Origin of the sequence: Peribacillus aracenensis, assembly GCF_025175645.1 — a bacterium.
Classification (GTDB): domain Bacteria; phylum Bacillota; class Bacilli; order Bacillales; family DSM-1321; genus Peribacillus; species Peribacillus aracenensis.
On sequence record NZ_JANZMJ010000023.1, the window covers coordinates 51291 to 76058 of the forward strand.

A 24768-nucleotide genomic window follows, 5' to 3' on the forward strand; every position below is an offset into this window, starting at 1 on the left:
AAAGGAAAGATAATGGCTAAAAAGAATGAATTTCTCGAACAAATTGAATTAAAGAGAAATGAACTTATCAAGATTGTCGCTAAAGATGGTTTAAACTCGCATGTTGCCGTTGAATATAGCCAGCAACTTGATCAATTATTAAATAAATATAATGAACTTTTTTATAAAACAGGTACAGATTTTTAACTCAGTTCATCTCCATTGATAACCACATATATTATTATATGAATTATTTTGCTGTCAATCTCCCCTATTTTACATTCATTCTCAATTTGAATACTTAGGCATGACCTTTGCTATATAAAAAACAGGCAAGTGCTATGTGTGCTGCCTGTTTTCCTATTTTATCATTTAAAATAATGCATATGTATCATGTTCCAATATCAACATCGGATGTCGGTATAGTTTGTCACAACAAGAACAATAGGAGATCCAGCTAAGATGGAGAAGCGTCCGGAACAGTAATCACAAGATTCCCTACCCCAAAGGCACCTGGTGTGTATGTGGATATAACCTCCATTTGGCTGCCGCATACCATAAACACCTCATATGAGCTATTCTCATTACTTAATACAGGTTCTCACGAGGATTGCAAAAAGAATCGTTGCAAATATTGCCAACGAATTTATGAAGAGATCTGACATAGATAATCAGGTAATACTGGATTCTAAGGTATCCTATATGAATTTATTTTAAATGGCGTTTTACAGCCTAATGTAAATTGCACTGTTGAAAAGGGAAAGCTTAAATTGAATACCACCAATAAAGGGTACAATCAAATTGCGAATGTTCATAATTTAAATATCTTTAAGTAATAAGCAGTTTTAAACCTTTTCATATTCCGCCTATAATCAACAATTAAACAGTCAGTTATTCTTGGCCGAGCCTTAATAAATATTATCGAACTCCATATACTATGTCCTATATACTTGTACAGGAGGGCATTCGTTTGAAGAATTTAATTATGACTTTAGCCGTTTTCATCCTTTTTTTATCATTTGACACTCCAATTATTCATGCCATTACTTCAAGTCGAGAGGTATATGAAAAAACAGGTAATGTTGTTTGGGAGGGCAATACAAAAGAAAAAATCGTTGCCATAACTTTCGACGACGGACCACACCCTTCGTATACACCTCAAATCCTCGATATATTGGCTAAATATAATGCCAAAGCTACCTTTTTTGTTTCTGGTAATAAAGTGAAAAAAAACCCTGGCATTTTAATAAGAGAAATAAAAGAAGGGCATGAAATTGCTAATCACACCTATCATCATTATTATGATAAAAATATGACCGCTGAGTTATTATCTACTGAATTAGATAAAACAGATAAAGTGATTTGGGATATTGCCAAATACAAGCCTACGCTATATCGTCCTGTAGGAGGACTTTATAACGATATAATCATCAATACAGCTGTAAAAAAAGGATATAAGGTTGTACTGTGGTCCTGGCATCAAGATCCCCAAGACTGGAAAAGACCTGCTGCAAATAAAATATCCAATCATATCATTAAGTCGTTACGAGCTGGCGATATCATTCTCCTGCACGATTGGAGCGACCGTCCCCAAACGGTAAAGGCGTTAGAATCGACATTGGATTATTTATATTTAAACGGCTATGAATGCGTTACGGTGTCTGATTTATTGATTCGTTCCAATGTGAGCTCACCCGATTTTTTCAGAACCTTCCCTGTTGAATGAGCCTTAAGAGCCAAATTTATGTTTGACAAATCGCTCAAAAAGCATTATTTTTAATTAAAGATAAATTAATTCGAGATAAAATCCCTATTTTTTAATATAAATCTTGAATTAAAAATATCTAAATTAAAAATAAATTTTCTGGAGGAATCATAGATGATTGGTATAGGTTTATTAGTTATACGTGTGGTAATCGGATTATCATTTGTTGGACATGGAGCTCAAAAATTATTTGGATGGTTTGGCGGACATGGCTTGAAAGGCACTGGAGGCTGGTTTGATTCGATTGGCATGAAGCCAGGAGTTACCATGGCCCTATTTGCAGGTCTATCAGAGCTTATTGGCGGAGCCTTATTTGCTTTAGGTCTCCTTACACCCTTTGCAGGTATATTAATTGCACTTACAATGCTCGTTGCGATCGTTAAAGTCCATGGAGCAAATGGCTACTGGGCAACTCAAAATGGTTATGAATATAATCTTGCCGTTCTTGCAGTGGCGATTGGCGTTGCGTTAACCGGAGCTGGCCCATACTCACTTGACTCCTTCCTATTTTAAGGAAAGCTTCGGTTTTATACTCTCTACATTATGAAAAACACGGTGTTGGATAAAACCACTCCGTGTTTTTTCTTTTTCTTTAGAAAAAACCAGGACATATTTTCTCCAGATCCTAATCTTTGGTACGTACGAATGTATAAGGGTCAGACTTCCAACAAGTGATTTTCGTCTCTTACAGTTTTTTTGTATTCTATCCATTATTGAAATTTATCCGGATTGGAAAAATCAAGATCTACCGAATATTTTTCAACATTCCCGACATAGTGAAGCCCCTCTTAAAATGTGCCTGATGGCTAACAGTTCCTTCATTTATCGAAAAGGCTATCGCAATCGATTATAAACCTAAAAATGAAAGGATAAACTTTTCATTGTATAAAGTTATTAAATTTACCATTTGGATTAGTATATTTTTTTATTGGCTGTTTTCGCATACTTTGTTGCTATTTACCAAGTAATGCGGTGTGGTTGATTTCCCCTCCAGATGCTCGCTTTCCGCGGGGCGGGCGGTGAGCCTCCTCGGCAAAAACGCCTGTGGGGTCTCACCTGTCCCGCTGCTCCCGCAGGAGTCTCGCACTTGCGCTCCAATCAACCTTAAATCGTTTAGTTTTTAAAAACAACAATCTTTACGAAAAGAGCCTTTTTATTAGATTCCATGTAGTGTTTTCCGGATGGCAGTATACATTATTTTTTTAATATACTTCTATTTTGGTTCCCATTTTGTATTCAATCTTCCCTCTATAATACGAGAGAAAAAGACAAAAAAATAATCTAACATATAAAGACCTCGTCGTATAGATGAACTGTGCCCCAATTTACAGACAAAATAAAAACACTGCTTAAGGAGCAAATAAGTGTCCCGGTATTGTCATTTTCTTAAGACCCTTTGACTCTTCTGGGCGTGGAGGCCTTCCTAAGTTAGTCCTCTATAGCTTTGATTCTGTAGGGGGGTGTCCTCCTTCCTTTTCCTAGCGTTCCTTAAAGAAAGCCCCTTTCCCCGCCAAAATTCCCGAATGTATGTGCCGTTGAGACCTAATGGCTGGTCAATGAAAATCCGTAAGTCTTTCCCCTATTTGATTTTCCGAAACAACTTGGCTTTTCAAAGGATTGAATTTGAAAAACTTCTATAAATGCTCATCCATAAACATAAAAACCCCGGACTGAGGAACACTTTTATATGTGCGTCCGTTGTCAGGGGTTATTTTTCCAAGTATATTCATTCCATGGTTTTGAAAATCCATTATGCATTTTTTATTTCAGTAATATATGTGCGTCTATTTATTCAATCCCTGGAAACCATCCTGGAGAGTGGATGATCGCTTGCCATAATGGGTCTGGAATATCAAGTTGCTGCTGATTATCCTTGTTTATTTTTGTCACGATCTCTGCTTCCCTACCTTGTTCCACTTTTTGTACCCATTCAGGATCGATAATAATTTCACGGCCTAATGCGATTAACGGAACCCCCGATTGCAGTCCTTTGATCGCATCATCCGCTGTATAGATGGAACCAACACCAATGATCGGTACTTGATCTCCTATACGTTCCTTTATAATTTCTATCCGAGGTCTGTCAACCTCGGCTCCCCTTCTTGCTTTCGACCAGAAATCCATTAATGAAACATGAAGATAATCAAGATCTTTTGTTACAAGTCCATCAATTAATGCAAGTGTATCATCCATGGTGATTCCTGGTGTTTCCGGCTCCTCCGGTGAAAAACGATATCCTACGATGAATGGATCCTTGGCATGTTCAGCAACAGCCTTTTTCACTTCATCCACTACCGCTAATGGAAAAGTCAGACGCTTTTCAAGGGAACCGCCCCACTTGTCTTCACGCCGGTTCGAATGAGGTGAAAAGAATTGCTGTAGCAAGTAACCATTTGCACCGTGAATCTCGACACCATCAAATCCCGCTTCAATTGCACGTCGGGTAGTTTCACCAAAGTCGAGAATGATCGATTCTATTTCCTTTGCAGATAGTGGACGCGGAACTGCTTTCCCTTCGCCTTCCGAAGGGATATTGCTTGCACTGACAACATCGCCATTTACTAATTCCGGTGGCACCTCGCGTCCGCCATGAAAAATCTGAAGAATTGCCTTTGCACCTTTCGCTTTAATCGCTGATGCCAAACGACTTAGACTAGGTATCAATTCATCCTGATCTCCGCCAAATTCCCCATGAAAACCTTTGCCATTAGCAGTCACGTAAGTACATGCCGTTATAACCATGCCGACCCCGCTTGATCTACGTTCATAATAGTTTACTTCGGCGTCGGTTACAGTCCCGTCAGGATTAGAAGAGAAATTTGTCATAGGCGCCATCACCAATCGATTTTTCACTTCTAATTTCTTTCCTAAATTGAACGATTCAAATAATGGTGTATATTTAGAATTCATATAGTCATCCTCCATTTAGTTACCCACCATGTTGGCAGGTATAAATCCTTAATTCACAATACACATCCGCATATCATGATAATTATTAGGGTCATGCATGTTTTGTAATTAATGCCGAAATGGCTTCTTTTGGTTGGAAGCCAATAGCTTGATCTACCTTTTCTCCATCTTTGAATAGAATTAGAGCTGGAATTCCCATCACTCCATATTCGCTTGTCGTATCTGGATTTTCATCCACATTAAGTTTTACGATCTTAACCCGATCACCCATTTCCACATCAATTTCATTAAGCACTGGGGCAATCATTTTACACGGACCGCACCACGGTGCCCAAAAATCAACCAATACTAAACCTTCCTTGATTTCACTAGCAAAATTACCATCTGCTACATGTTCTATTGTCATGATCATTTCCTCCTTGTATTATCCGAAATATTTATAGTCTTTACTCTTCATCTATTTAAATCAAGTTTAGCGGTTCTATTTCCCGGGATAAGAAACTCTGAATTCCCGGCATTTATTTTAGGATGGATTTTGATGGATTCCAATTTACCGGATAACTCCATAAACCATGTTTCATCTTTAGAAAGTAACGCTAAATCAATTAAGGCCAAAAGATGATTTTCGTTACTGATTTCTAGATCTGGCAGTTTTTCAGTCCATTTACTCGGAATCCAAATCGATTTCCCAACCGCTTTTTCATTGTCACTTTCCACCACATTCACTTTAACGATTTCTCGATTATCACTTACCGTTTCAATGAAACCATGGATAAGTTCCCCATCTCTTGATTTTCCCTGTACCCAATCCCCATTTTTGAACTGATCGTTTTCAACCATTTCCTTAACACCCCTTTTATGTTCACTTGATATTTAAACTATAGTTATTAACTGTAATAATAAAATATACATTTAGTACAAAGAAAAAACTAAATCAATATCACGGACATTGTTTAATTTTTTCCAAAAAAGTGCTGAGAGTTATATCTTCTAAATATTTTTCAAAATATAATTCAGCTTCATCGAATATTTGATTCATGACTATCTGGGTATTGGAAGATATGACACATTTTTTCTCCGGATCACCTGTACACCACTTTGGTTTCAAAGTCCCATGTGAAACAGTTATATAAATATCCGCCAAACTCACCTCTTCAGGGTTACAGTCTAGAATATAGCCTCCGCCAACACCTTCTTTAGTTTTTACAAATCCTTTTTTTCTTAAGCAGCTCATCATCTTTCGAATCCTTGCCGGGTTTGTACAAACGTTTTCTGCGATGGACTCGCTGCTAGCCATATGATCTGGTAGATAAGCTAAATAGACCAAACTATGCACAGCTATTGTAAAATCACTATTCACTTTCGCATCCTCCTCAAGAAGATTACTGTAATAATAATATTTACAGTTGATAAAGTCAAGTCAAAAAACTCAACCGCTTCCACAACTATTTTGATTAATGAAATCCCCCCTAACAAAGTATAGAGGTGATTTTTAGCGAGATATCTCATTGTTGAGAAAGATTCAATGCTATATATGCCGATATTAGATTAACCTGGATCGCTCACTTTTATCCCGAGGATATAACCATATAATCACCCATTAACCCAAAAGAAATTGAATGCCCCTATACCAAGCCCCTCAGATGATATTATCGTAAATGTTACAATTTCAGCCATTTGCGGTTAGGATTTGAGCTTGATTCAACAAAAGATTCCAAATAAACCAATGGAGGCTGTGGAGGAAGTTGGTCTTGGTGTATATATTCCTATATAAAAAATAAGCACTCGACCAATTCAGGTTAATTGCTTTTCTTTTTATAAGGTTCATTCAACTCAAAAACACCCGATTACTTGGATGCTAACCATTAATCTATATATTAACTGACTCTCTATTGGCTAAGTGCCTAAATAAAAAGATTAATAGGAAAAAATTTTCTTTTTTATGTTTACATTTAGATTCCTATTTGTTGACTTTACATTCACTTTTGGATTCAAATGCATGTTCACATAAAGGAAACCATACCTTACAAGTATCCTCGAAGCATTTTTTGACAAAATCATTTATCATATTAACAACCCCCTTGATACTGTATATACATCTTTAGATGGAAGGTGTGGACAAGTATTGTTTTTAGGTTAGGTTTTTACCTTCAAAATAAAAAAGCCCTCACATAACGAGGAGGACTTTCCTTTCAATTCCAAAACAAAAACCACCTTTACTGAATCATTCATTCAGAAAAAGTGGCTTAAGAAACATAAATGAAAGATAAAACAAAATCTTAAATAAAGTCGGTGGAAAAATTCAGTCTAAATGGATCAACCATTCGATATTATATAAAATTATGCATCCAATCTTCCAAGAACATTGATATATCAAGGTTTCATGCTATCTTATTTTGTTTGTTGTTTATTCATGGCGCTCATCATTTGATTAATTTTCTTTTGGGATGGTTTCATACCCATTTGCATCATCATCATTTTCAACATCTGTTCGTTAATTGGCGGATTTTTCTTTAAGTAATCCATCATGTATTTACGAGCGATGAAAAATCCCAGCACTACTCCAGCAATCAATGCCAGTACGCCAACTAGAATGTAAACCCACATACTATTTCCTCCTTCATGTTGTCTAACATCAGTGTACTAGACCAAAGGTTATTATACAATACCCGCTACCGAAAAGTCCCCCATTTAGACAAATTTTCTTTCTTTTATCGGTTTTAACCAACCGTATTTTTCATGTTCAAAATCAATTGCCAGAAAACTCGCTTCATATTTTCGAATACTTTCAAAGAAAGCGGTCTCCGCTTCATAATCTCCTTCAGCCTTAAGAGTAATGGACTCATTTTGAATGATTAAAACGGCTTTACTTGTTCCATTTGTTTTTTCTAAATAGTATTTTCCATTTTGAGTCCAATAATTCATCTTTTTTTGCAAACGTTGTTCAATAGCTACCTGCAACTGGTATATCGGGACTGTTTTGGTGACATATTCGATTTGTTTTTGCAAAATACTCTTCAGTCTGCCCCTTGCTTGAATATACTCCAAAAACAAATTGAAAAATAGCTTTTCTCTTCCATAATAATGATGGGCAAATTCATCTTCGATTAAATAAATTTGATAGGTTCTCATCAGCCAATGCCTCCTAGCTCTCCTATTTTGATCACGAAAACAACTAACCACCAGGACCCTCTCCACTATTTTCCACTATTGATGACTTTCCCCTTTAACTGACACAATTAAACGAAATTTATTTATTCTCATTATATATTGACAAACTAAAAAGATATGTTGTTTACTGGAGAAATTTTCTTCTTTTTTTGTCGAATGGAAGATTCCCTTTCGAATAGGAACACATTCAATATAAAATAGGATTGTTTTTTATAAAAAAACTGACACCAATCCATTTGGTGTCAGTTCCCATTACTATTATTTAAGCATTTCCTTAACTCGAGCAACTACATTTTCTACAGTGAAACCGAATTCCTTCATGATTTTACCGCCAGGTGCAGAAGCTCCAAAATGATTGATGGCCAATATTTCACCCTCATCACCTGCATAACGATCCCAGCCAAATGGTGAAGCCACTTCGATAGCTAGACGTTTTTTCACTGCCGGATTTATTACGCTTTGTTTATATTCTTTAGATTGAGTTTCAAATCGATCCCATGATGGCATACTGATTACCGAAACATCAATTCCTTCGTTCGCTAAAGCTTTCTGTGCTTCCACAGCCAAGTTCACTTCGGAACCAGTCGCAAGAAGTAATGCATCAGCTACTTCTTTCTTAGAAGCAGAGATGATGTAAGCACCTTTTGAAACACCTTCATACGCAGTTTCGGAAGTGTCTTTTATTGTTGGCAATCCTTGACGAGTCAGTACAAGAGCAGTTGGTTTATTTGTAGACTCCATTGCCACTTTCCAGGCTGCTGCCGTTTCATTGCCATCAGCTGGACGTATTACCCCTAGGTTAGGCATTGCACGCAATGATGCTAATTGTTCGATTGGCTCATGAGTCGGTCCGTCTTCCCCTACAGCAATGCTGTCATGAGTGAACACATAGTTTACCGGCAGTCCCATTAGTGCTGCCATTCTTATGGCTGGACGCAGATAATCAGAGAATACAAAGAATGTTCCTCCGTATACTTTTAAACCACCATGAAGTGCCATTCCATTTAAAGCCGCACCCATAGCGAATTCACGTACACCGAACCATATATTACGGCCACTGTAATTACCAGGTAATAAATCTGTCTCACCTTTGATGGCAGTATTATTCGATCCAGCTAAATCAGCAGAACCCCCAATGAAGCTAGGTACCTTTTTGGCAATTGCATTTAGTACTTCCCCACTTGAAGCACGGGAAGCCAATGTCTTACCTTCTTCATAGACCGGAATTTCCTGATCCCATTCAGCAGGCAGTTCACCTTTGATGGCAAGCTCCAATTGCTCTGCTAACTCAGGATGCGCTTCTTTGTAATTTTTAAACAATTCATTCCAAGCTTCTTCTTTTTGAGCGCCTGCATCAACAACAGCTTCATTGAAGTGTGAATACACTTCCTCCGGAACATGGAAGTCCTCTTCGAATGTCCATTTATATGCTTCTTTTGTCAATTTCAGCTCATCTGCACCAAGCGGAGCTCCGTGAACAGCAGATTTACCTGAACGGTTTGGTGAACCGTAACCAATAACCGTTTTCACTTCGATTAATGTTGGGCGTGCATCGTCAGTTTTCGCTTCTTCAATCGCTTTAGCGATTTCCTGAAGATCGTTCCCATCCTCAACGCGGATATATTGCCATCCATAAGATTTGAACCGGTCTGCTACGCTTTCACTAAATGATTGACTTAAGTCTCCGTCAAGTGAAATATCATTAGAATCATATAAAACAACAAGTCTTCCGAGTTGTAGATGTCCAGCTAATGAAGCCGCTTCTGCAGAAACACCTTCCATTAAATCCCCATCTCCACAAATGCTATATGTATAATGATCGACCACATTATAAGAATCGCGGTTATAGCTTTCTGCCAAGTGACGTTCTGCCATTGCCATTCCGACTGCCATTGCGATACCTTGTCCAAGCGGCCCAGTAGTTGCATCTACACCAGCCGTATGTCCGTATTCAGGATGTCCTGGAGTTTTACTGCCCCATTGGCGGAAGCTTTTCAAATCATCGATAGATAAGCCATAGCCCGATAGATGAAGAAGGCTGTACAACAGCATAGACCCATGACCAGCAGAAAGAACAAAGCGGTCTCTATTAAACCATTCTGGATTTTTCGGGTTATGGTTCATATATTCGGTCCATAGTTTATACGCCATCGGCGCTGCACCCATTGGCATACCTGGATGACCAGAATTAGCCTTTTCAATTGCATCAATCGATAATGTACGAATCGTATTAATAGAAAGTGCATCTAATTTATCTAACATATCGTAAAAACATCCCTTCCTGTAATGTACCTCTTTATATTATAGTGACAAGCTTAATATCACAACTAAAATCACTATTTACTGCCTCAATATTACAATTTTCTAGAAATAAGAGAAGCCCCCTATTTAGATTAAACTAAATAGGAGAATACATACATGAATGCACTCTCTTTTTACTCCTAAATGCTAATAGAATCTTCAAATGGAATGTTCCATCAGAAGAATCCACGCATTATTAATGTAAGTTTCTTTTTTCTTTTATATTTTTTATCTTTTGAGGAGTGACGTCATTACCTTCTGGATCGACGACTTTCACATGCTCCAACGTATTGGTCATGGACTTTCTGAATGTTTCCAAATACTCACTTCTCAATTGGGTTTGCTCTTTCGCCTCAACTTCCGTCAAACCTTCAGCCTTTGCCTTTTTAGAAAGTTCATTAATACGGGCTAATTTTTCTTTTGATAACATAATTTCGCTCCTTCATAATCTGCGGATATTGTCATGGTATTAAAAAAATAGCGAAATTACAAGTTCTATGATTGACTTTCCTGTGTATTCAATTGATGTTCGAGAAAACGCCTATTCACTGTAGCCTTAGATACATTGTATCCAAAGCCCCTCAAAGTTGCTGCGATTTCTGCAAATGTCAATCCATTGGCCCGAAGTTTAATAATTTCTTCTATAGGAATCTCCTTACGGTCCCTTCCGGTTGAATTCCTTTGATTCTGAAGATTTTTTTGAGGACGATACCCTTTTTCAACGGCCCTTATCATCCCGCGCTTTATTTTTAGATTATGTAGTTTCCTTTGATATTCTTCTACAATTCCGACAATCTGGATGACCATCGCATCCGAATCCGATAGCTCAAGTTCGCCATCGTGTGAGAGCGTATAAATTTTCACATCTTCTTTAAGGATGACATGGAAAAGGGCTATTTTGGCATTCCCTCTTCCCAGCCTCGTTTCGTCCTGGATTAATAGTACTTCAGCTTCTTTGGTTTTAAATAGTTCGAGCATGTCAAAAATGCCATCCCTATTCAACTCATAGCCACTAGCCTGTTCTTTTATTATGGAAATGACTTCAACATCCATCTTTTCTGCCAATTTGACTAATTCATCTTCCTGCCTTGCCAATGATGTTTCCTGTGACTCTTTTTCTGTGCTGACCCTACAATAGATTACCGCTTTCATAATACCCTACCTTCACTGCTTACTGCTCACTGGCCAAATTCTGGACAAGTTCTTCCCCTTTAACCGGTATGACGATGACTTGACCAGGTTTAATCGAATCCGCCCTTACTCCATTATGCTCTTCTATCCAACCAATGAATTCTTTTTTTGTCAAATTTGCTTCTTCATATTCTTCGGCAATTCCCCATAGGGTGTCACCTTCACTTACTTCTATAGAAAGGAAATCATTTTTTTGATCATTGTTCAATGTGCAAGAGAATAAAATTGAAAAGATAAATACTGATCCCGCTAATAGAATCGTATAAATATAATTTTTGTATAATTTTTTCATAAATATCCCTCCAAAGCGAATGTTCGTTCGTATGTTATGACCAAATTATAATACGAACGTTTGTTTCAGTCAACAACAAAATTCGAACTTATGTTTGTATAGAGTTGGGGGCCATGCTATAATATAGCAAAGAACATTGGGGAAGAGGTGCACTAATGACTAAACTATCAAAACGGCAGCAAGATATTCTTGATTTCATTAAAGAAGAGGTTCGCCAAAAAGGGTATCCACCTTCCGTACGGGAGATTGGCGAAGCAGTGGGACTTGCTTCAAGTTCAACAGTACACGGACATTTATCCCGCCTGGAAAGTAAAGGTCTGATTAGACGTGACCCAACCAAGCCAAGGGCCATTGAAATAATGAATTCGGAGGAAGCGAACAATATTCCAAAAGCCAATGTCGTGAACGTTCCGTTACTTGGAAAAGTTACAGCGGGCATGCCTATAACGGCCATCGAGAACATAGAAGAATACTTTCCGCTTCCCGAAAGCATGGTACCGCATGATGACCATGTATTCATGCTGGAAATCATGGGTGAAAGTATGATTGAAGCTGGAATTCATGATGGAGACTATGTCATCGTGAAACAACAAAGCAATGCCAATAATGGAGATATCGTCGTGGCCATGACGGAAGATGATGAAGCCACTGTAAAACGATTCTTTAAGGAACCGGATTACATAAGGCTTCAGCCCGAGAATTCAAATATGGAACCAATTATTTTACGAGATGTTTCGATACTTGGAAAAGTAATAGGCTTATATAGACAAATACACTAAAAGCGCTAACCGCGCTTTTTTTGTTTGTTTAATTTATGTCCCGAATTCTCTCAATATGCATATGGAAGAGTAGGTTTTGATATATTTTTTAATAGAATCTATTTTCATGTGAATATTACATCTTTTATTTCGGATGTACGGATCACTATCCCTCTTGTTATAAATACTTTGGAAAGAAGCTCATTCAAAAAAAAGGAGAGCGTTGAAATACCGTTCCCAGTTAAAATTTCATTCTTAATATTTGGTTCACTTTAATAAGGTTAAGTTCGACCAAGCCATTCCACTATTGAATCTTCACTTGTGTAGAACCATATGCTTTTGCAAGCGCAGAGACGGAATCCCCTTTTTTGACAATATGATAAACTTCCTCGTTACTTGCTTCATATTTAGTTAAATCGCTTATTTCTATAAGGTTCACCAGTTTATCTGTATATTTCGGATCCGAGGCCAAGATGGGTATTTCCTGAATTTGTTCCATACTTGAACGGGACACGGTAAGGTATTCGATTGTTTATGTTGGCAATTTCCGAGTTGTTTTAAACCATTCCCGCGGCCAACCAGAAAAAGCCGTCAATCCATATAATTATATGGATTGACGGCTTTAAAATTGAACTCTGAAAATCTTCAAAACCTGGTTACATAACCTTTTATATATTAGTTTTAAATATGAATTTTTTTATTATAGTATAAAGCCTTGATAAAAAGTAAAAATTAATTTTGAAAACTTCTATTTAAGGTGGTGAAATTATGGACTTCCCAACCATCCATACAAACTTTTGGGATGCAGTAATAGCCATTCCTATCATCATGATTCTTACTCAACTAATTAAGGTCATGTTTCATATTCGCCCAAAATTCATCCCTACCATCGCTTTGGGTCTTGGCTTGTTCATTTCCATTTTCATCAGTCATCGTCATCACTTGGTTGCAGGGATTTTCATGGGCTGGTTTTATGGCTATGCAAGCATTGGCAATTATGCTGCACTTAAAACAGGTATTTTGTCTTATAGAGAATCTTATCAAAAGACAGATTGAACCCGTTGTCTTGCTGCAATTCATGAATCTCTTGTATTGCCACGAGCCCGACTTGCTTCTATCCCCATCGAGCATCCGTTAAATTAATCTCTAAGTTAACAATTACGACTTTAATTTTCCTTTGGCTGAATAACCAACTCTTATGTTAACCAGACCATTATACATTACCCACAAAATACCTTTTCAATTAAGAAAAGGTATTAATCGATAAAAAAGAGGTTCGAAATGCACTTATCCCGAACCATGATTTTAAAAGAAAAACTGAATGTTCTTTTAGAAAAAAACCGTACTCAAACTGACTTTACTTCGAATTTGATACCTTCTCAATAAGAAGGCATTTCACTATTTCTCTATATAGACCGAACGAACCAGCGTCCGGGTTCTTTCAGTGCCATCCACATTTTTTTCCTTGACGTCAATGGTTACATTATAAACACCTGACTTAGGCACTTCTGGAAGGGTACCAGTAAAATTTTCGGTCTCCAGTACCTTAATTGAGCTTTTCCCACTAATTTCATTACCGGTTTCATCTACTAAGCGAACCAAAAAAGTTGTGCTATTTGGCGTTTTTTTATCATTCATTGGATTCTTTATTAAAAATTTTGCATCTTTTTGCTTAACTTTTCCGGCCATACTGAATGTAATGGGATTCTTTTCGTTAAATTGAGCTGTGAACAGGTAGGCGTCTTTTGGCGATTTAGTCTTCATTCGCACCTTCCAGTTACCGATTTCGAGGTTGTTTCTATTGAATATCTGGATGGTTGCCCCATTAAAAAAGGAAGTTTCATTTTGGGCTGAATCAACCTTTAAGGAAGGTGAATATTTTTTATTTGATGGAGAAATCAATTCAACCTCGACATCATCTGAGGCTGTATATATGGTTATATTTCCCGGGGCTGATTCATTTACATGGAAACTTTGTTCAATCCAAACATTTCGTTTCAGAGCATCACCCATAACGGTTTGAGCAAGTGCGGTTGTAATGACATCATCTTCAACTCGTTCTTTATAATTGACATTAAATCCAGGAATCCCAGCGGTGGTAGCACTCCTTAAATAGGGTTCAATTCTTGAAAATACAGCTGAACCGACTCGGATATTGTCGTGATCAAAGTTTGGATCCGTAAATAAATGTGTTGCGTAAGGTATTTTTGTACTCCATACATTTACTAGACCATCATTTTCCCCATATGAAGATAAATATTGTCCACCCATTGATAAGGCTGAAAGAACCGGGCCTCTGTTCATACCTGCCACAGTGAAATACATGTTTTTACGAGAGTTAACATGGTTATCCGTGACAGAACGAAATTCCGCCATTTTACCAACTTGTAAAGAATAAGTTCCATCATCTTTTTGACCTAATAGGGAACCAAGCCAGCCCGCATACCAGCTATAAGCCAAATCAGCAAGGTAAGAACCATGATGAGGGGAAGCTAAAGTGATCACCCTTCCAACATATTGGTGTGCTCCATAGTGTACTAGAGCCGCTTGGGTGTCTGTCCCCCCTTTGCTGTGAGCTATAATATTTACTTTTTCGCCCCCGAAATGGTTACTGATTTCTGAAAGCATTTGAGCTAAAAGCCTTCCGTTATCATATTGGCTCGCTGATCCATTTCCAGCCGAATCATGAAGCTGAACAAAAACCGTTTGGTAGCCTGCTTCATACGCCTTGGTATACATATCATTGATCCCATGATATTCCGTTTCACCGTACCAGCTGGTTGAACTGCTGTTTCTCCCTTGTACAAACACGATCGGTGGTTTCTCTTTGTCAAGATTGGGAGGAATGCTTCCAAGAAACCAATCCCCTGGACTGAAGGTTTCGGAGGGCGGCTTCAATTTCCCTGCTGAGGAAATGCCTGGCTTAGCCATAATTAATATGGTTAGAATGAGGACAAGAAAAACGACATAATTGAATACATTCCTTTTCAATTGTTATCTCCTCCAAATAGTATTTTTTCGAACTCATCCTATTATCAATGACCCCCTTCCCAGGACTTCCATAGCCTTCATTATTATATAATTGTACTTTTGCATACCATTACCTGCCATCCTCATAAAGATGGGAGAAAAAAACTAGAAGAAGTTCATTAAAAATGGAGATAAAGTATGAAGGTTCGCTTTCAATTCATTTAGGTTTGCAGTCTTTTTCATTTTATGAAGACGAACTTACGGAGGAAATTGGAATGCCCCATGTTCACAAAAATGAAAACAAGCCTTTATCCTGCAAAGGATAAAGGCTTGTTCATCCATATTAACTTTTCCTTCGAATTTGCCATTGTCCAATTGCTCCTATTCATGGTGTTTTGAAAAAATCCGTCCTATACATTAAGTAAATAAAAGTGTTTCACAGCAATTGGCTGCCATTCAGTGGGATCTCAATTCAATCGTCTATTTTATAATTCAGCATACAGCCTTTTTATTAAGGAACATCAAGAAGTTTGGATTTTTACTCCTTAAAGTACTTCCTCCTTTTCCTCCTACATACGCGTATTTCATCCTGAGAACAGGATCGATAATTTCAATGATTATCCAATTGACAACACCGTCGTGTACGATAATCCTCAATATCCTCTCCACGAAATTCCTTCCAATCTTATATGTGCTAACGGAACAGCTCCTACTGCAACTTCCCTTTCCACTTTGTTCACCTTCTTTCCATCACTCCTTGAATCTTATACCACGGAAGTTAGGATTGTATTGATTGGACTTTACATTGCGAATGGCCAGTCTGTTGTAGAAACGCTGGTACACTTGAACTATCAACTACATTTGAAGTGTAGGTGAGGGTCAAAAAAAATGATCTCGTCGATTGAGAATCCTACACATTCAGCAAATAAATAAGCCTTATCGATTCGCAAAGGAATCTTATATTGCTCATAGTCAATGTAAGTCCTCTTGGCCATCTTCAGCACTTTAGCCATTTCATCTTGAGTCATTCCTTTATACTTCCTCGCTTGTTTAAGTGTGAATTTAATGCTTGTCATATCTTGTCACCACCTGTCTAAAAAAATAATACCACACTTGAAGTATAGTTTCCAACAACTTTTCGCAAAATTCACGCTATTTAAGTTTACTCATTTTCACTCATAGTGTATATTCAAGTAAGAGGTGAAGAAATATGCACATTGGTGAACGGATTAAAATGTTAAGAAAAGAAAGAAAAATGACACAAGAAGATTTGGCAAATATATTAAAAGTGGCCCCGACAGCAGTATCGGCCTGGGAATCCGGAAGAAATAAACCTTTAATGGATAAATTGAGCATGATGTCCACATGCTTTGAAATACCGCTATCCCACCTCATTGAAGGAGCACCTGTCGTTAGAAATAATCCTGGAATGGAATTCCTAAATGAAAAGAATGTAAGATTAATTGGTGTTTACGGAAATATCCCTGCTGGAGATCCTCATTTTACCAATGAATATATTGAAGCCTATATGCCGACATTAAATTCGATGCTAAAATCGAATAAAGAATATTTTTTCCTTAGAGTGAATGGCAATAGCATGAACGAAGAATTCAGTGACGGATCACTGATTCTCGTTGAAAAAACAACCTTCGTTGAAAACGGAAAAATTGGTGTGGTTTTAGTAAATGGTCACGATGCTACAGTCAAAAAAGTGAATATCCATGAAGAAAACATCACACTCACGCCCTGCAGCACGGATCCTTTTTATGAAGACAAAACCTATAACATCAAAAATGATAGAGTCCGTATTTTAGGAAAAGTGGTTCAAGCCATTAAAATATACGATTAATATCCATCTCGAGGGTTCCTTTACATAAAGGAAAATAAAGGGTTAATGAGCAACATTACATAGATTCTATTCAGTTATTTTCTGATACATTAGGTACAAGCCATCATGGTTTGTGCTTTTTAGTTTATGTGCTTTTTATATGCCATTACAAAGAATCCATTTAAATTTGTGTAGTATCCAAGTGATGGACAAATCAGGACAGTAGAATGTACATGATGATTTCATTACATAGATATTCTTGAACCTGGAAAAGCCCCTCTCTTTTTGAGAAGGGCTTCCTGCGTGGAGTGCTTCTGGAAGTTATAAAAATTTAACCAGTCAATTATTAATTATTCATTTAACCCGCAACTTCTGGTTTACCGTAATGTTGTACTGACTGTCAAGACCGTTCCAATCTTTAATTTGCTGAACCGTACTGCCATAAGCAATGCTTAAGGAGTATACGGTATCCCCACTAACGACAGTGTGGTATACAGCTATACTTTTCTTTGTAAGATTGAAGCATTTAACTAAACCGTTTACATGTCCGCGAGCGAGTGATTCGATAAAGGAAGCCGTTTTCAATTTGGCTGCGTCATTGACATTATCGATAAATCCATTTTCAGACAGGAGTGCAGGCATGTCCGTTTCACGAAGTACATGTAAATCTCCTGTTTTTTGTCCTCTGTCTTGGATGTTGATAAGCTTCATGACCTCTGAATGAATATGATCTTGATACGTTTTCGTGATCTGGTTAGTGGACGTATAGATGTAATCCTCGTACCCGGTTCCGCCGCCGGCATTTATGTGGATGGAGAGATAAAAGTCAGCTCCCCACGCGTTCGCTGCATTCGTACGATCGTTTAAGGAGGGGTACGTATCTTGGGTCCTGCTCATTTTCACATAAACGTTATTATATTCTATTAATAAGATATCTTTAATTCGAGTTGCAATGGATAAAGTTAAATCCTTTTCTCTTAATCCATTCCCCGCCGAGCCTGGATCCGTACCTCCATGGCCGGGGTCGATAAATACTTTCACCATTTCTATCACCTCTATTAATCTTATGTTAAGCATGAACAAATGCTTGTACATTTAACTATCGGATTAATGAAGTTTTAAAAGATATAGTATTCTTCATCTCGCCTGCCTTTCCAAATATATACACCAATAACTACGGGGGCTTAAATATTAACAATATTTATCCCGTCTTGGTTTTCCTTCGGTTTATCGCTGCCAGCAACATCAAAACAATAATAGGAAAATACTGATTCAGATTCCGAAATTGCCGGGAGGATTTTCATCCAACCCTCTATCGGTCCAGCACCACTGTTAAAAAACTTTATTTGGCTTTCCGTTTTCAGTAATATGATATTGTAACGTCCCTTTTGGTGTATCCACTTTATATTTTTCAATTTTCATTTTCAGCACACCTCACTTGTTTAAATCATTAACAAGCTATTGGTTTCATTTATTGAATTTGCAGCAATGAGGCCTTTGAAATTTTTCGCGAAAGCTATTGGAAAATGTGAACTTAAATTCCTTAACAATGAACGGGATTAGGAGATGACATATGATGAACGAATATGAAAAGTTTGAACGATTGGTTCAAAAGTTTGATCAAGGAAACAAGCTAATTCGCGCATGGGAATTAAAAGGCGGTATTTCTGCACAGGTGACAGGACTTGAACTATTACAATCGTCAGGGCGGATAGTAAAAATGATCGTTCGTCAGCATGGTGATAATGACTTGAAACGGAATCCGAATATTGCAGCAGATGAACACCAGCTCTTAGGGATATTGAAAGCTGCTGGTTTGCCTGTACCGATGCCATATTACCTTGAGCAATCCTGCGAGATATTTTCCAAGCCATGCATACTTCTCGAGTTTATTGAGGGTAAGTCAGAATTCGCCCCCTCAAATCTTAATGATCATATCTTACAATTGGCAATCAATCTAGCAAAAATCCATCGTGTTGATTGTGCAGATCTATCTTTATCATTCCTGCCTAAAGTAGAAAATACATATGTTGAGTTGTTAAATAATAAAGAAAGGGTACTCTTGGACGAAACATTAAATCTAAGCATGGTTAGAGATTTGTTAAAATCTTTCATGCCATTACCCTCCATGAATAAAAAAGTGATCCTTCATGGTGATTATTGGCCAGGAAATATATTATGGAAAGAGGATAAACTAGTTTCCATAATTGATTGGGAAGACTCAGGCCTAGGGGACCCTTTGGCTGACCTTGCCAATAGTCAGCTCGAAATTTCATATCATTTTGGAATGCAAGCGATGGATGACTTCACCCATCAATATAAATCCATGATGCCGGAGTTGAATTTTACAAACTTACCCTTCTGGCAATTATTTGCCGCGTTACGGTTATCTACATTTCCTGAATGGGGCTTGGAAAAAAACAAGGAAAATAGCTGGAGGAAAAGACACAAGTCATTTGTTCGCCAAGCAATTAACCAAATTCGTTTAAATTAATGTTTATTCATTTTTTTAATTGATCGAAAATTATAATATGTATATGAACTTTTGATAAAGGCATCTATACCAGTCCCTTTATCAATTTTTTTCATAAACTAACAATGACTCTCAAAAAAATCCAGGAGGTGTTTAAATGTATAATAAGCCCTGGGGGCATCCGAAAGGCGGTCAATGTCCACCACAATACTTCCCGCCTCACGGAATGCCTACTCAGTATAATCCACCTCAAATCTCCCCGACAAAGCAAAATGTTAAAACTAATGTCATTAACAACGTGATTCCAGTTTTTCATCCAACACATACAACTACCGTGAATAAACATTTCACAACATATATACCGCATACCCGAAGTATCGTGAAAGAGTGTTATAGCCAAAGCTTTGTTTGTGGAGTTCCTCACCCCCCCAGTCTTTCGAGGAGAATGTTAAGATATTAATTAAAAACCCCGATTCGGGGTTTTTATTCATTCCATCAACTTTTGAAATTGACATTCAAAGGATTTACAACTGTCTAAATGCAAATTCCCTATACATTTTAAAGCTTTGTTTCTTATAAAACTCTTTTGCAGCTATGTTTTCACACCAATAATCCAGTTCAATTAAATCTATATCGTTCTTTTTGGCCATTTCATAGACCTCATTCATTAGTTTTTTACCGTAACCTTTTTGGGTTTGAGCTTCAGCGATACTAAGCTGATGCACATATACTGATTTATACTCATTTTTAAAAGCACTTTCTGGATAGTTTTTAATTTCAATCCATGCGTAACCGATTGGTTCTTCATGATCTTTTAAAACTAAAAAAACAAAATTGTTATTTTTTACCAACTTTTTGAAAGTTTCTTTCATTGCACAATGATTATATTCCTTAAAATACCTCGGATATAGTTTTGCATGCAATTGTGAACATTTTGATTTAATTTTGCAATTACTTCATGATCCCAGGTTTGACTAACAATCATAATTATCCCCCTTCTATAACCTGTTAATTTTTATATTACAAACCAAGCAACGTCCACATTCCAAAAGTACAATCCTAGGCGTATGGATGAAATGGAATTACGCATGGCTTCATTTCACATCAATAAACTCAGTAAGGATAAATCCGGCTTATTGGCGGTCTTACGTCATTTCATTAATCCGCTGTTACCGGTTGGCGATTCACCCCTGTTATTCGTTTCCTACAGTCTTTGCGCTTTAGTATGTTCTCACTGGTGAAATTAGATGAAGATAGGAGGAATTATCGCTTGGCTCGATTAAGATAGGTTTCATTGGACCACCAAAACTTAGCTTTACCTCTTTTTCTTTTATCACTTTTAAGGCATCCAACAAAAAACTTCCATCCAGTGATATACTTAACCCCGCATCACCTCTGATTGCCTTTATGCTTTGCGTTTCTTCTATCTTCCCTAATTCCGATGAGTTAGAAGATATCCTTAGCTTACTATTATCCAAGATTTCTAAATGAACATTGTTATTACTCCCTTCACTTGCAAAAAGGCAGGCCCTATCAATACCCTTTAATAGTGCATTGGTATCCATGATGATGATCGTTTTCAAATCTTGGTGCAGCAATCCTGATACATTCGGATAATTACCTTCAATCAGCCTTGAATACAGTGAAATAGTGTTTGCTTTAAAGACGATATAACTTTTTGTGATAAAAATATGTATGATACCTGCTTCATTATTGATTAACTTGGTTAATTCATTAAGGCATTTACTTGGAACGATGAATGACCCATTCACCTTCGATTCTAACGGAAGTTCTCTTAACGCTAAACGATGGGAATTTGTTGCAACACAAGAAAGCTTGTTATCCTTGATTGACAAATTGACTCCTGTCAAAGCAGGTCTTACATCGCTTTTAGAAACGGCAAACACTGTTTGTTTTATGATTTCCAATAATTCAACACTTGGGATATTAAAATAACCAGCTCCCTCCACTTGAGGAAGATTTGGATATTCCCCGGAATGTAATCCATTTAGGTTTGTTACTATTTCATTTGATTGGATAGTAACTGATTGATTTTCGTTCAGCTTTACATGAATGACATCAGGTGATTTTTTAACGATTTCACTTAAATATTTTGCCGATAATATAACCGTGCCCTTTTTAAAAACCTCCAATTTCATTACACCGTCAATCGTTAAAGGAATGTTTTTTTCAATGACAATATCGGAATTACCGCCAAGAAGGGTTAAGCAATCGCTATTAGCCACTATCTTTATTCCTGATAAAATGGGAATAGGTGTTTTTATGGAAACGGCATGGCTGACATCTTTAATCGCCTTATTGAAGCATTCTTTGTTTATTATAAATTCCATGAAATAAGTTCACCCCAATATAATCGTTAAAGGAATAATTCGACAAAATTCCTGAAAATTCCTGTTCGCCCTACTTAAATGTTGCTATCAGGTCCGAAGAAGCGGCTTATTCCATCACCTTCAGCCTAATATTGAGCGTGTACTGCAATGACAGTAATTATGAAACTGACTATAGGAAGTATTAGTTTTATATGAGTCCTTTAGATGATAAGATTCTTGGGGAAGTGATTGAAAAAATAGATCAATATTTAGGAGGAGTCCATCTTGAATCCTTATGCATTTTTGGCAATAGCCATCCTAAGTGAAGTGTTTGGCAGTTCGATGTTAAAAATATCAAACGGGTTTAAAAGGTTATTCCCTTCCATAGGTGTGGTAATTGGAATGGGTTTGGCTTTTTATTGCCTATCGTTATCATTAATAACCATACCGCTTGGAACGGCTTATGCCATTTGGTCGGGAATAGGCACAGCTTTAACTGCTTTAGTCGGAGTTATCGTTTATAAAGAAAGCTTTAACGTGAAAAAATTTTTAGGTTTAGTCCTGATCATTGGTGGAGTGGTGGTTTTGAAGCTCTCAAGTGGAGGCAATTAACAATTTAGTAATCGGAGGTAATAGTATGAAAGGATACATGGCTTTAGGAATATCCATCTTAAGCGAAGTCTTTGGTACGACCATGCTTAAGTTGTCTGAAGGATTCACGCATTTATTCGCTTCACTTGGGGTTATAATAGGATTTGGAATTGCATTTTATAGCTTATCAATATGTCTTAAAACAATTCCGTTGAGCTTGGCTTATGCCATTTGGTCAGGAATAGGCACAGCTTTAACTGCATTAATTGGCGTACTATTATGGAGTGAGCCATTTAGTACCACTACATTAGGTGGCTTAGTATTAATCATTGGTGGAGTGGTGTTACTAAATGCTTCCCATACTCACCAACAAGCAGAAGGATCGTCAAACTAATGGTTTGATGATCCTCCACTTCCCCGTTCGTTTAGAAAAATAAATTGTATAATATTGGAAAAAACTGAAAGGTCTGTTAATATCTAATTAGGAGGTGTTTAGATGAAATTAAAGAGCTTCATAGTTACCTTTGGTTCATTTGTATTGACGACAGGAATGCTTTATCTGGTTGGTCATATGTTTACTATTCCTTGGTTAATGTTCCATCACGAATATACCGAGAACGGAAACGGCTTCTTCATTTCAGCTGGTTCGTTTGTTCCACTAATTATCGGTCTGATTGTATGCTTTTTTGCAGAAAAGATATATATTTACAAGTTCCGATAAAAACTTGGAAACGATTGTAAAATACACCCGTTGACAGGAAGTGAGAAGCCAATCTTTTAGGCGTTCTTGAAAAGGCACTTTTTTATTCAACTAAGAAATTGGTGCCAGAAAAGGTAATTATCAATGTACTTAGCGGCCCCTACTTGAAAACGGTCCATCTGCTTTTTTAAACGGTTGTGGTAGCCATTTACGTGCTGGATATGATAATACCTTTTTTACATAGACCTTATTATTTACGTTAATAGGTTCATGCTGAAGACCCTTCATTATCGCGATTTTCTTAAGGTAAGTGGCTGTATCAGTGCAAAGCAAAGCAGAGGTGTCGGCGGTATGGCTTCCTAACACCTTGTCCAACTCGACAGCAGTATCTCGTCCTTTTCCTGCTCAGGGAAATAATCTTCTTTAATAGCATTAAAGAGCTTTAAATGTTCTTTTGGAGTAAGGACTGAAAAATCCTGATAAATAACTAACCACATTGTTGAATGCCCTCCTGTGTAATCAATTATTCGAATATATAGTTTGATTCCAATAACAACAATCTAATACGAAAACAGCCAAATAGAAAGAGTCCAATTCGATGTCTATAAGAATAACACGATACATTAACAGCATTAAAAAAGGCCGCCACGGCGACCTTCTCCTTTTGACTAGAGCTGACCTTTCATGAATCATTCCATCTCTTCCATATAATTCCACAGCGTTTTCCTTGGCAATCTAATTGTTTTTTTCATTTCATCCTTAGCCTGCCATTCATCAAATACCTTTAGCAATCACCAAGTCCTTCGTGCAAAGTCCGTGAACTTGAATTTATCGGGTCTATGCCTGGATTCACTATACTGAAACAAACTTCCATCGATTAAATGAACCGTACTTTTCACCACTGCCACCATATCGAAGCCTTCAATGTCCAATAATTGTCTATCTTCTTCACTGCATGGCTCCACGGTAATTTCCTTATTTGAAAAACCGATCTGGAGTCCGAGTTCCTTTTCGATATATCCATAAATCGAATCCTCGCAAATTTCCTTCGTCAGGTTTGTTACGAACTCGCTATTGAAATAGTCTTTATCCAGTATGATTTTCTTGCCGTTGATTTGCCGTACCCGAGACACTTTCCACACTTTACCGCCATCCGTTAAGTCCAGAAGCTTGGCCATGTTAGCGTCAGGGCTCTCAAGCTCCAACTTATGGATGATCGTTTTGGAATGCAAATTCAACTTTTCCACCATTTCTTTATAGGAAATCAATCCTGCTACAGGAAAATTAAATTTGCTGAAATCCAAGACAAATGAACCCTTGCCTTTGATTTTATGGATATATCCATTTTGTTCAAGCAACTGTAATGACTTTCTCACAGTATCCCTGGATAAGCCATACTCTTCCATGAAGCTGCTTTCGGAAGGAAGCTTTGAATTTGTCGGAAAGGTTCCTTCTTCAATTTTTGAAACGATATCACTATATAGCGATAGATATTTGCTGTTCATTTCA

At 37.3% G+C, this 24768-nt stretch carries 29 protein-coding genes and 1 pseudogene; 11 read left to right on the forward strand and 19 right to left on the reverse strand.

Translation table 11 applies throughout. The annotated features are described in order from the left end of the window. Window positions 1-12: 12 nt before the first annotated feature. The 3 genes from N0M92_RS20040 to N0M92_RS20050 all read left to right on the forward strand — a co-directional run bounded on the left by N0M92_RS20040 (window position 13) and on the right by N0M92_RS20050 (window position 2257). On the forward strand, window positions 13-186 hold the full coding sequence (locus tag N0M92_RS20040; protein ID WP_192204353.1) for an aspartyl-phosphate phosphatase Spo0E family protein: 174 nt from the start codon (window positions 13-15) through the stop codon (window positions 184-186). A gap of 778 nt (window positions 187-964) precedes the next feature. Continuing rightward, a complete protein-coding gene (locus tag N0M92_RS20045; protein WP_260287522.1) occupies window positions 965-1705 on the forward strand; it encodes a polysaccharide deacetylase family protein in 741 nt (246 codons plus the stop codon). Window positions 1706-1858: 153 nt separating this feature from the next. Then, window positions 1859-2257, forward strand: a complete 399-nt coding sequence (locus tag N0M92_RS20050) for a DoxX family protein (protein ID WP_260287488.1) — start codon at window positions 1859-1861, stop codon at window positions 2255-2257. A gap of 1275 nt (window positions 2258-3532) precedes the next feature. Here the strand turns inward: N0M92_RS20050 and N0M92_RS20055 are convergent. The 10 genes from N0M92_RS20055 to yneA all read right to left on the reverse strand — a co-directional run bounded on the left by N0M92_RS20055 (window position 3533) and on the right by yneA (window position 11609). Beyond that, window positions 3533-4654, reverse strand: a complete 1122-nt coding sequence (locus N0M92_RS20055; RefSeq protein ID WP_260287489.1) for an NADH-dependent flavin oxidoreductase — start codon at window positions 4652-4654, stop codon at window positions 3533-3535. Between the two features lie 91 nt (window positions 4655-4745). Continuing rightward, on the reverse strand, window positions 4746-5060 hold the full coding sequence (gene trxA, locus N0M92_RS20060; RefSeq protein ID WP_260287490.1) for a thioredoxin: 315 nt from the start codon (window positions 5058-5060) through the stop codon (window positions 4746-4748). A 47-nt stretch (window positions 5061-5107) separates the two neighbouring features. Further along, window positions 5108-5494 (reverse strand): IDEAL domain-containing protein, encoded by a 387-nt coding sequence (locus tag N0M92_RS20065; protein WP_260287491.1) that lies wholly within the window; start codon window positions 5492-5494, stop codon window positions 5108-5110. Window positions 5495-5594: 100 nt separating this feature from the next. Further along, window positions 5595-6014 carry an RrF2 family transcriptional regulator gene (locus N0M92_RS20070; RefSeq protein ID WP_098372923.1) on the reverse strand — a complete coding sequence of 140 codons (420 nt, stop codon included), beginning with the start codon at window positions 6012-6014 and terminating at the stop codon, window positions 5595-5597. Between the two features lie 1031 nt (window positions 6015-7045). After that, window positions 7046-7261, reverse strand: coding sequence for a YneF family protein (locus tag N0M92_RS20075; protein ID WP_034312934.1), 216 nt, complete (start codon window positions 7259-7261; stop codon window positions 7046-7048). Window positions 7262-7345: 84 nt separating this feature from the next. Continuing rightward, window positions 7346-7786, reverse strand: coding sequence for a sporulation inhibitor of replication protein SirA (gene sirA / locus N0M92_RS20080; protein ID WP_192204348.1), 441 nt, complete (start codon window positions 7784-7786; stop codon window positions 7346-7348). A 297-nt stretch (window positions 7787-8083) separates the two neighbouring features. Continuing rightward, window positions 8084-10087: a transketolase gene (gene tkt, locus N0M92_RS20085; RefSeq protein WP_260287493.1), complete on the reverse strand. Its 2004-nt coding sequence runs from the start codon at window positions 10085-10087 to the stop codon at window positions 8084-8086. 235 nt (window positions 10088-10322) lie between these two features. Then, the gene (locus N0M92_RS20090) at window positions 10323-10556 is read right to left on the reverse strand and encodes a DUF896 domain-containing protein (protein WP_076368840.1); all 234 of its coding nucleotides are present in this window, start codon (window positions 10554-10556) and stop codon (window positions 10323-10325) included. 65 nt (window positions 10557-10621) lie between these two features. Beyond that, complete coding sequence (locus N0M92_RS20095; RefSeq protein WP_260287494.1) at window positions 10622-11278, reverse strand: YneB family resolvase-like protein; 657 nt, start codon at window positions 11276-11278, stop codon at window positions 10622-10624. Window positions 11279-11297: 19 nt separating this feature from the next. Beyond that, window positions 11298-11609 (reverse strand): cell division suppressor protein YneA, encoded by a 312-nt coding sequence (yneA, locus tag N0M92_RS20100; protein WP_076368838.1) that lies wholly within the window; start codon window positions 11607-11609, stop codon window positions 11298-11300. Between the two features lie 155 nt (window positions 11610-11764). On the opposite strand from yneA, the gene lexA reads away from it, so the two are divergent. After that, on the forward strand, window positions 11765-12388 hold the full coding sequence (lexA, locus tag N0M92_RS20105) for a transcriptional repressor LexA (RefSeq protein ID WP_098372919.1): 624 nt from the start codon (window positions 11765-11767) through the stop codon (window positions 12386-12388). A gap of 283 nt (window positions 12389-12671) precedes the next feature. Here the strand turns inward: lexA and N0M92_RS20110 are convergent, their stop codons facing one another. Beyond that, complete coding sequence (locus N0M92_RS20110; protein WP_260287496.1) at window positions 12672-12839, reverse strand: LysM peptidoglycan-binding domain-containing protein; 168 nt, start codon at window positions 12837-12839, stop codon at window positions 12672-12674. Window positions 12840-13135: 296 nt separating this feature from the next. Between N0M92_RS20110 and N0M92_RS20115 the strand changes: the two genes are divergently transcribed. Continuing rightward, window positions 13136-13423, forward strand: coding sequence for a hypothetical protein (locus N0M92_RS20115; RefSeq protein ID WP_192204344.1), 288 nt, complete (start codon window positions 13136-13138; stop codon window positions 13421-13423). Window positions 13424-13765: 342 nt separating this feature from the next. Here N0M92_RS20115 and N0M92_RS20120 read toward each other — a convergent pair whose 3' ends face one another. Together N0M92_RS20120 and N0M92_RS20125 are read right to left on the reverse strand one after the other, a co-directional pair. Beyond that, entirely contained in the window at window positions 13766-15298 is a 1533-nt protein-coding gene (locus N0M92_RS20120) for an esterase/lipase family protein (protein WP_397443888.1), read from the reverse strand. A gap of 890 nt (window positions 15299-16188) precedes the next feature. After that, entirely contained in the window at window positions 16189-16413 is a 225-nt protein-coding gene (locus N0M92_RS20125) for a helix-turn-helix transcriptional regulator (RefSeq protein WP_260287498.1), read from the reverse strand. 134 nt (window positions 16414-16547) lie between these two features. On the opposite strand from N0M92_RS20125, the gene N0M92_RS20130 reads away from it, so the two are divergent. Beyond that, on the forward strand, window positions 16548-17186 hold the full coding sequence (locus N0M92_RS20130; RefSeq protein WP_260287499.1) for a LexA family protein: 639 nt from the start codon (window positions 16548-16550) through the stop codon (window positions 17184-17186). A gap of 333 nt (window positions 17187-17519) precedes the next feature. On the opposite strand, the gene N0M92_RS20135 is transcribed toward N0M92_RS20130, so the two are convergent. Beyond that, entirely contained in the window at window positions 17520-18209 is a 690-nt protein-coding gene (locus tag N0M92_RS20135) for an N-acetylmuramoyl-L-alanine amidase family protein (protein ID WP_260287501.1), read from the reverse strand. Window positions 18210-18738: 529 nt separating this feature from the next. On the opposite strand from N0M92_RS20135, the gene N0M92_RS20140 reads away from it, so the two are divergent. Together N0M92_RS20140 and N0M92_RS20145 are read left to right on the forward strand one after the other, a co-directional pair. After that, complete coding sequence (locus N0M92_RS20140; RefSeq protein WP_260287502.1) at window positions 18739-19659, forward strand: phosphotransferase family protein; 921 nt, start codon at window positions 18739-18741, stop codon at window positions 19657-19659. Window positions 19660-19864: 205 nt separating this feature from the next. Beyond that, window positions 19865-20098, forward strand: coding sequence for a spore coat protein (locus N0M92_RS20145; RefSeq protein ID WP_260287523.1), 234 nt, complete (start codon window positions 19865-19867; stop codon window positions 20096-20098). Between the two features lie 64 nt (window positions 20099-20162). Here N0M92_RS20145 and N0M92_RS20150 read toward each other — a convergent pair whose 3' ends face one another. After that, on the reverse strand, window positions 20163-20510 hold the full coding sequence (locus tag N0M92_RS20150) for a GNAT family N-acetyltransferase (RefSeq protein WP_260287503.1): 348 nt from the start codon (window positions 20508-20510) through the stop codon (window positions 20163-20165). Window positions 20511-20858: 348 nt separating this feature from the next. Further along, on the reverse strand, window positions 20859-21989 hold the full coding sequence (dnaN, locus tag N0M92_RS20155; RefSeq protein WP_260287504.1) for a DNA polymerase III subunit beta: 1131 nt from the start codon (window positions 21987-21989) through the stop codon (window positions 20859-20861). Between the two features lie 264 nt (window positions 21990-22253). On the opposite strand from dnaN, the gene N0M92_RS20160 reads away from it, so the two are divergent. The 3 genes from N0M92_RS20160 to N0M92_RS20170 all read left to right on the forward strand — a co-directional run bounded on the left by N0M92_RS20160 (window position 22254) and on the right by N0M92_RS20170 (window position 23280). Continuing rightward, a complete protein-coding gene (locus N0M92_RS20160; RefSeq protein ID WP_286182152.1) occupies window positions 22254-22580 on the forward strand; it encodes a DMT family transporter in 327 nt (108 codons plus the stop codon). Window positions 22581-22605: 25 nt separating this feature from the next. Then, a complete protein-coding gene (locus tag N0M92_RS20165; RefSeq protein ID WP_260287505.1) occupies window positions 22606-22953 on the forward strand; it encodes a DMT family transporter in 348 nt (115 codons plus the stop codon). A 102-nt stretch (window positions 22954-23055) separates the two neighbouring features. Further along, a complete protein-coding gene (locus N0M92_RS20170; protein WP_260287506.1) occupies window positions 23056-23280 on the forward strand; it encodes a hypothetical protein in 225 nt (74 codons plus the stop codon). On the opposite strand, the pseudogene N0M92_RS20175 reads toward N0M92_RS20170, so the two are convergent. The 3 genes and pseudogenes from N0M92_RS20175 to treR form a co-directional block, all read right to left on the reverse strand. Next, window positions 23218-23664, reverse strand: a pseudogene (locus tag N0M92_RS20175) (hypothetical protein); the annotation flags it as partial. The gene N0M92_RS20170 and the pseudogene N0M92_RS20175 sit on opposite strands and share 63 nt — an antisense overlap. Further along, window positions 23619-23756: a hypothetical protein gene (locus N0M92_RS20180; RefSeq protein ID WP_260287507.1), complete on the reverse strand. Its 138-nt coding sequence runs from the start codon at window positions 23754-23756 to the stop codon at window positions 23619-23621. The gene N0M92_RS20180 and the pseudogene N0M92_RS20175, both read right to left, overlap by 46 nt. Window positions 23757-24050: 294 nt before the next feature. Then, a complete protein-coding gene (gene treR / locus N0M92_RS20185) occupies window positions 24051-24764 on the reverse strand; it encodes a trehalose operon repressor (RefSeq protein ID WP_260287508.1) in 714 nt (237 codons plus the stop codon). Window positions 24765-24768: the final 4 nt, after the last annotated feature.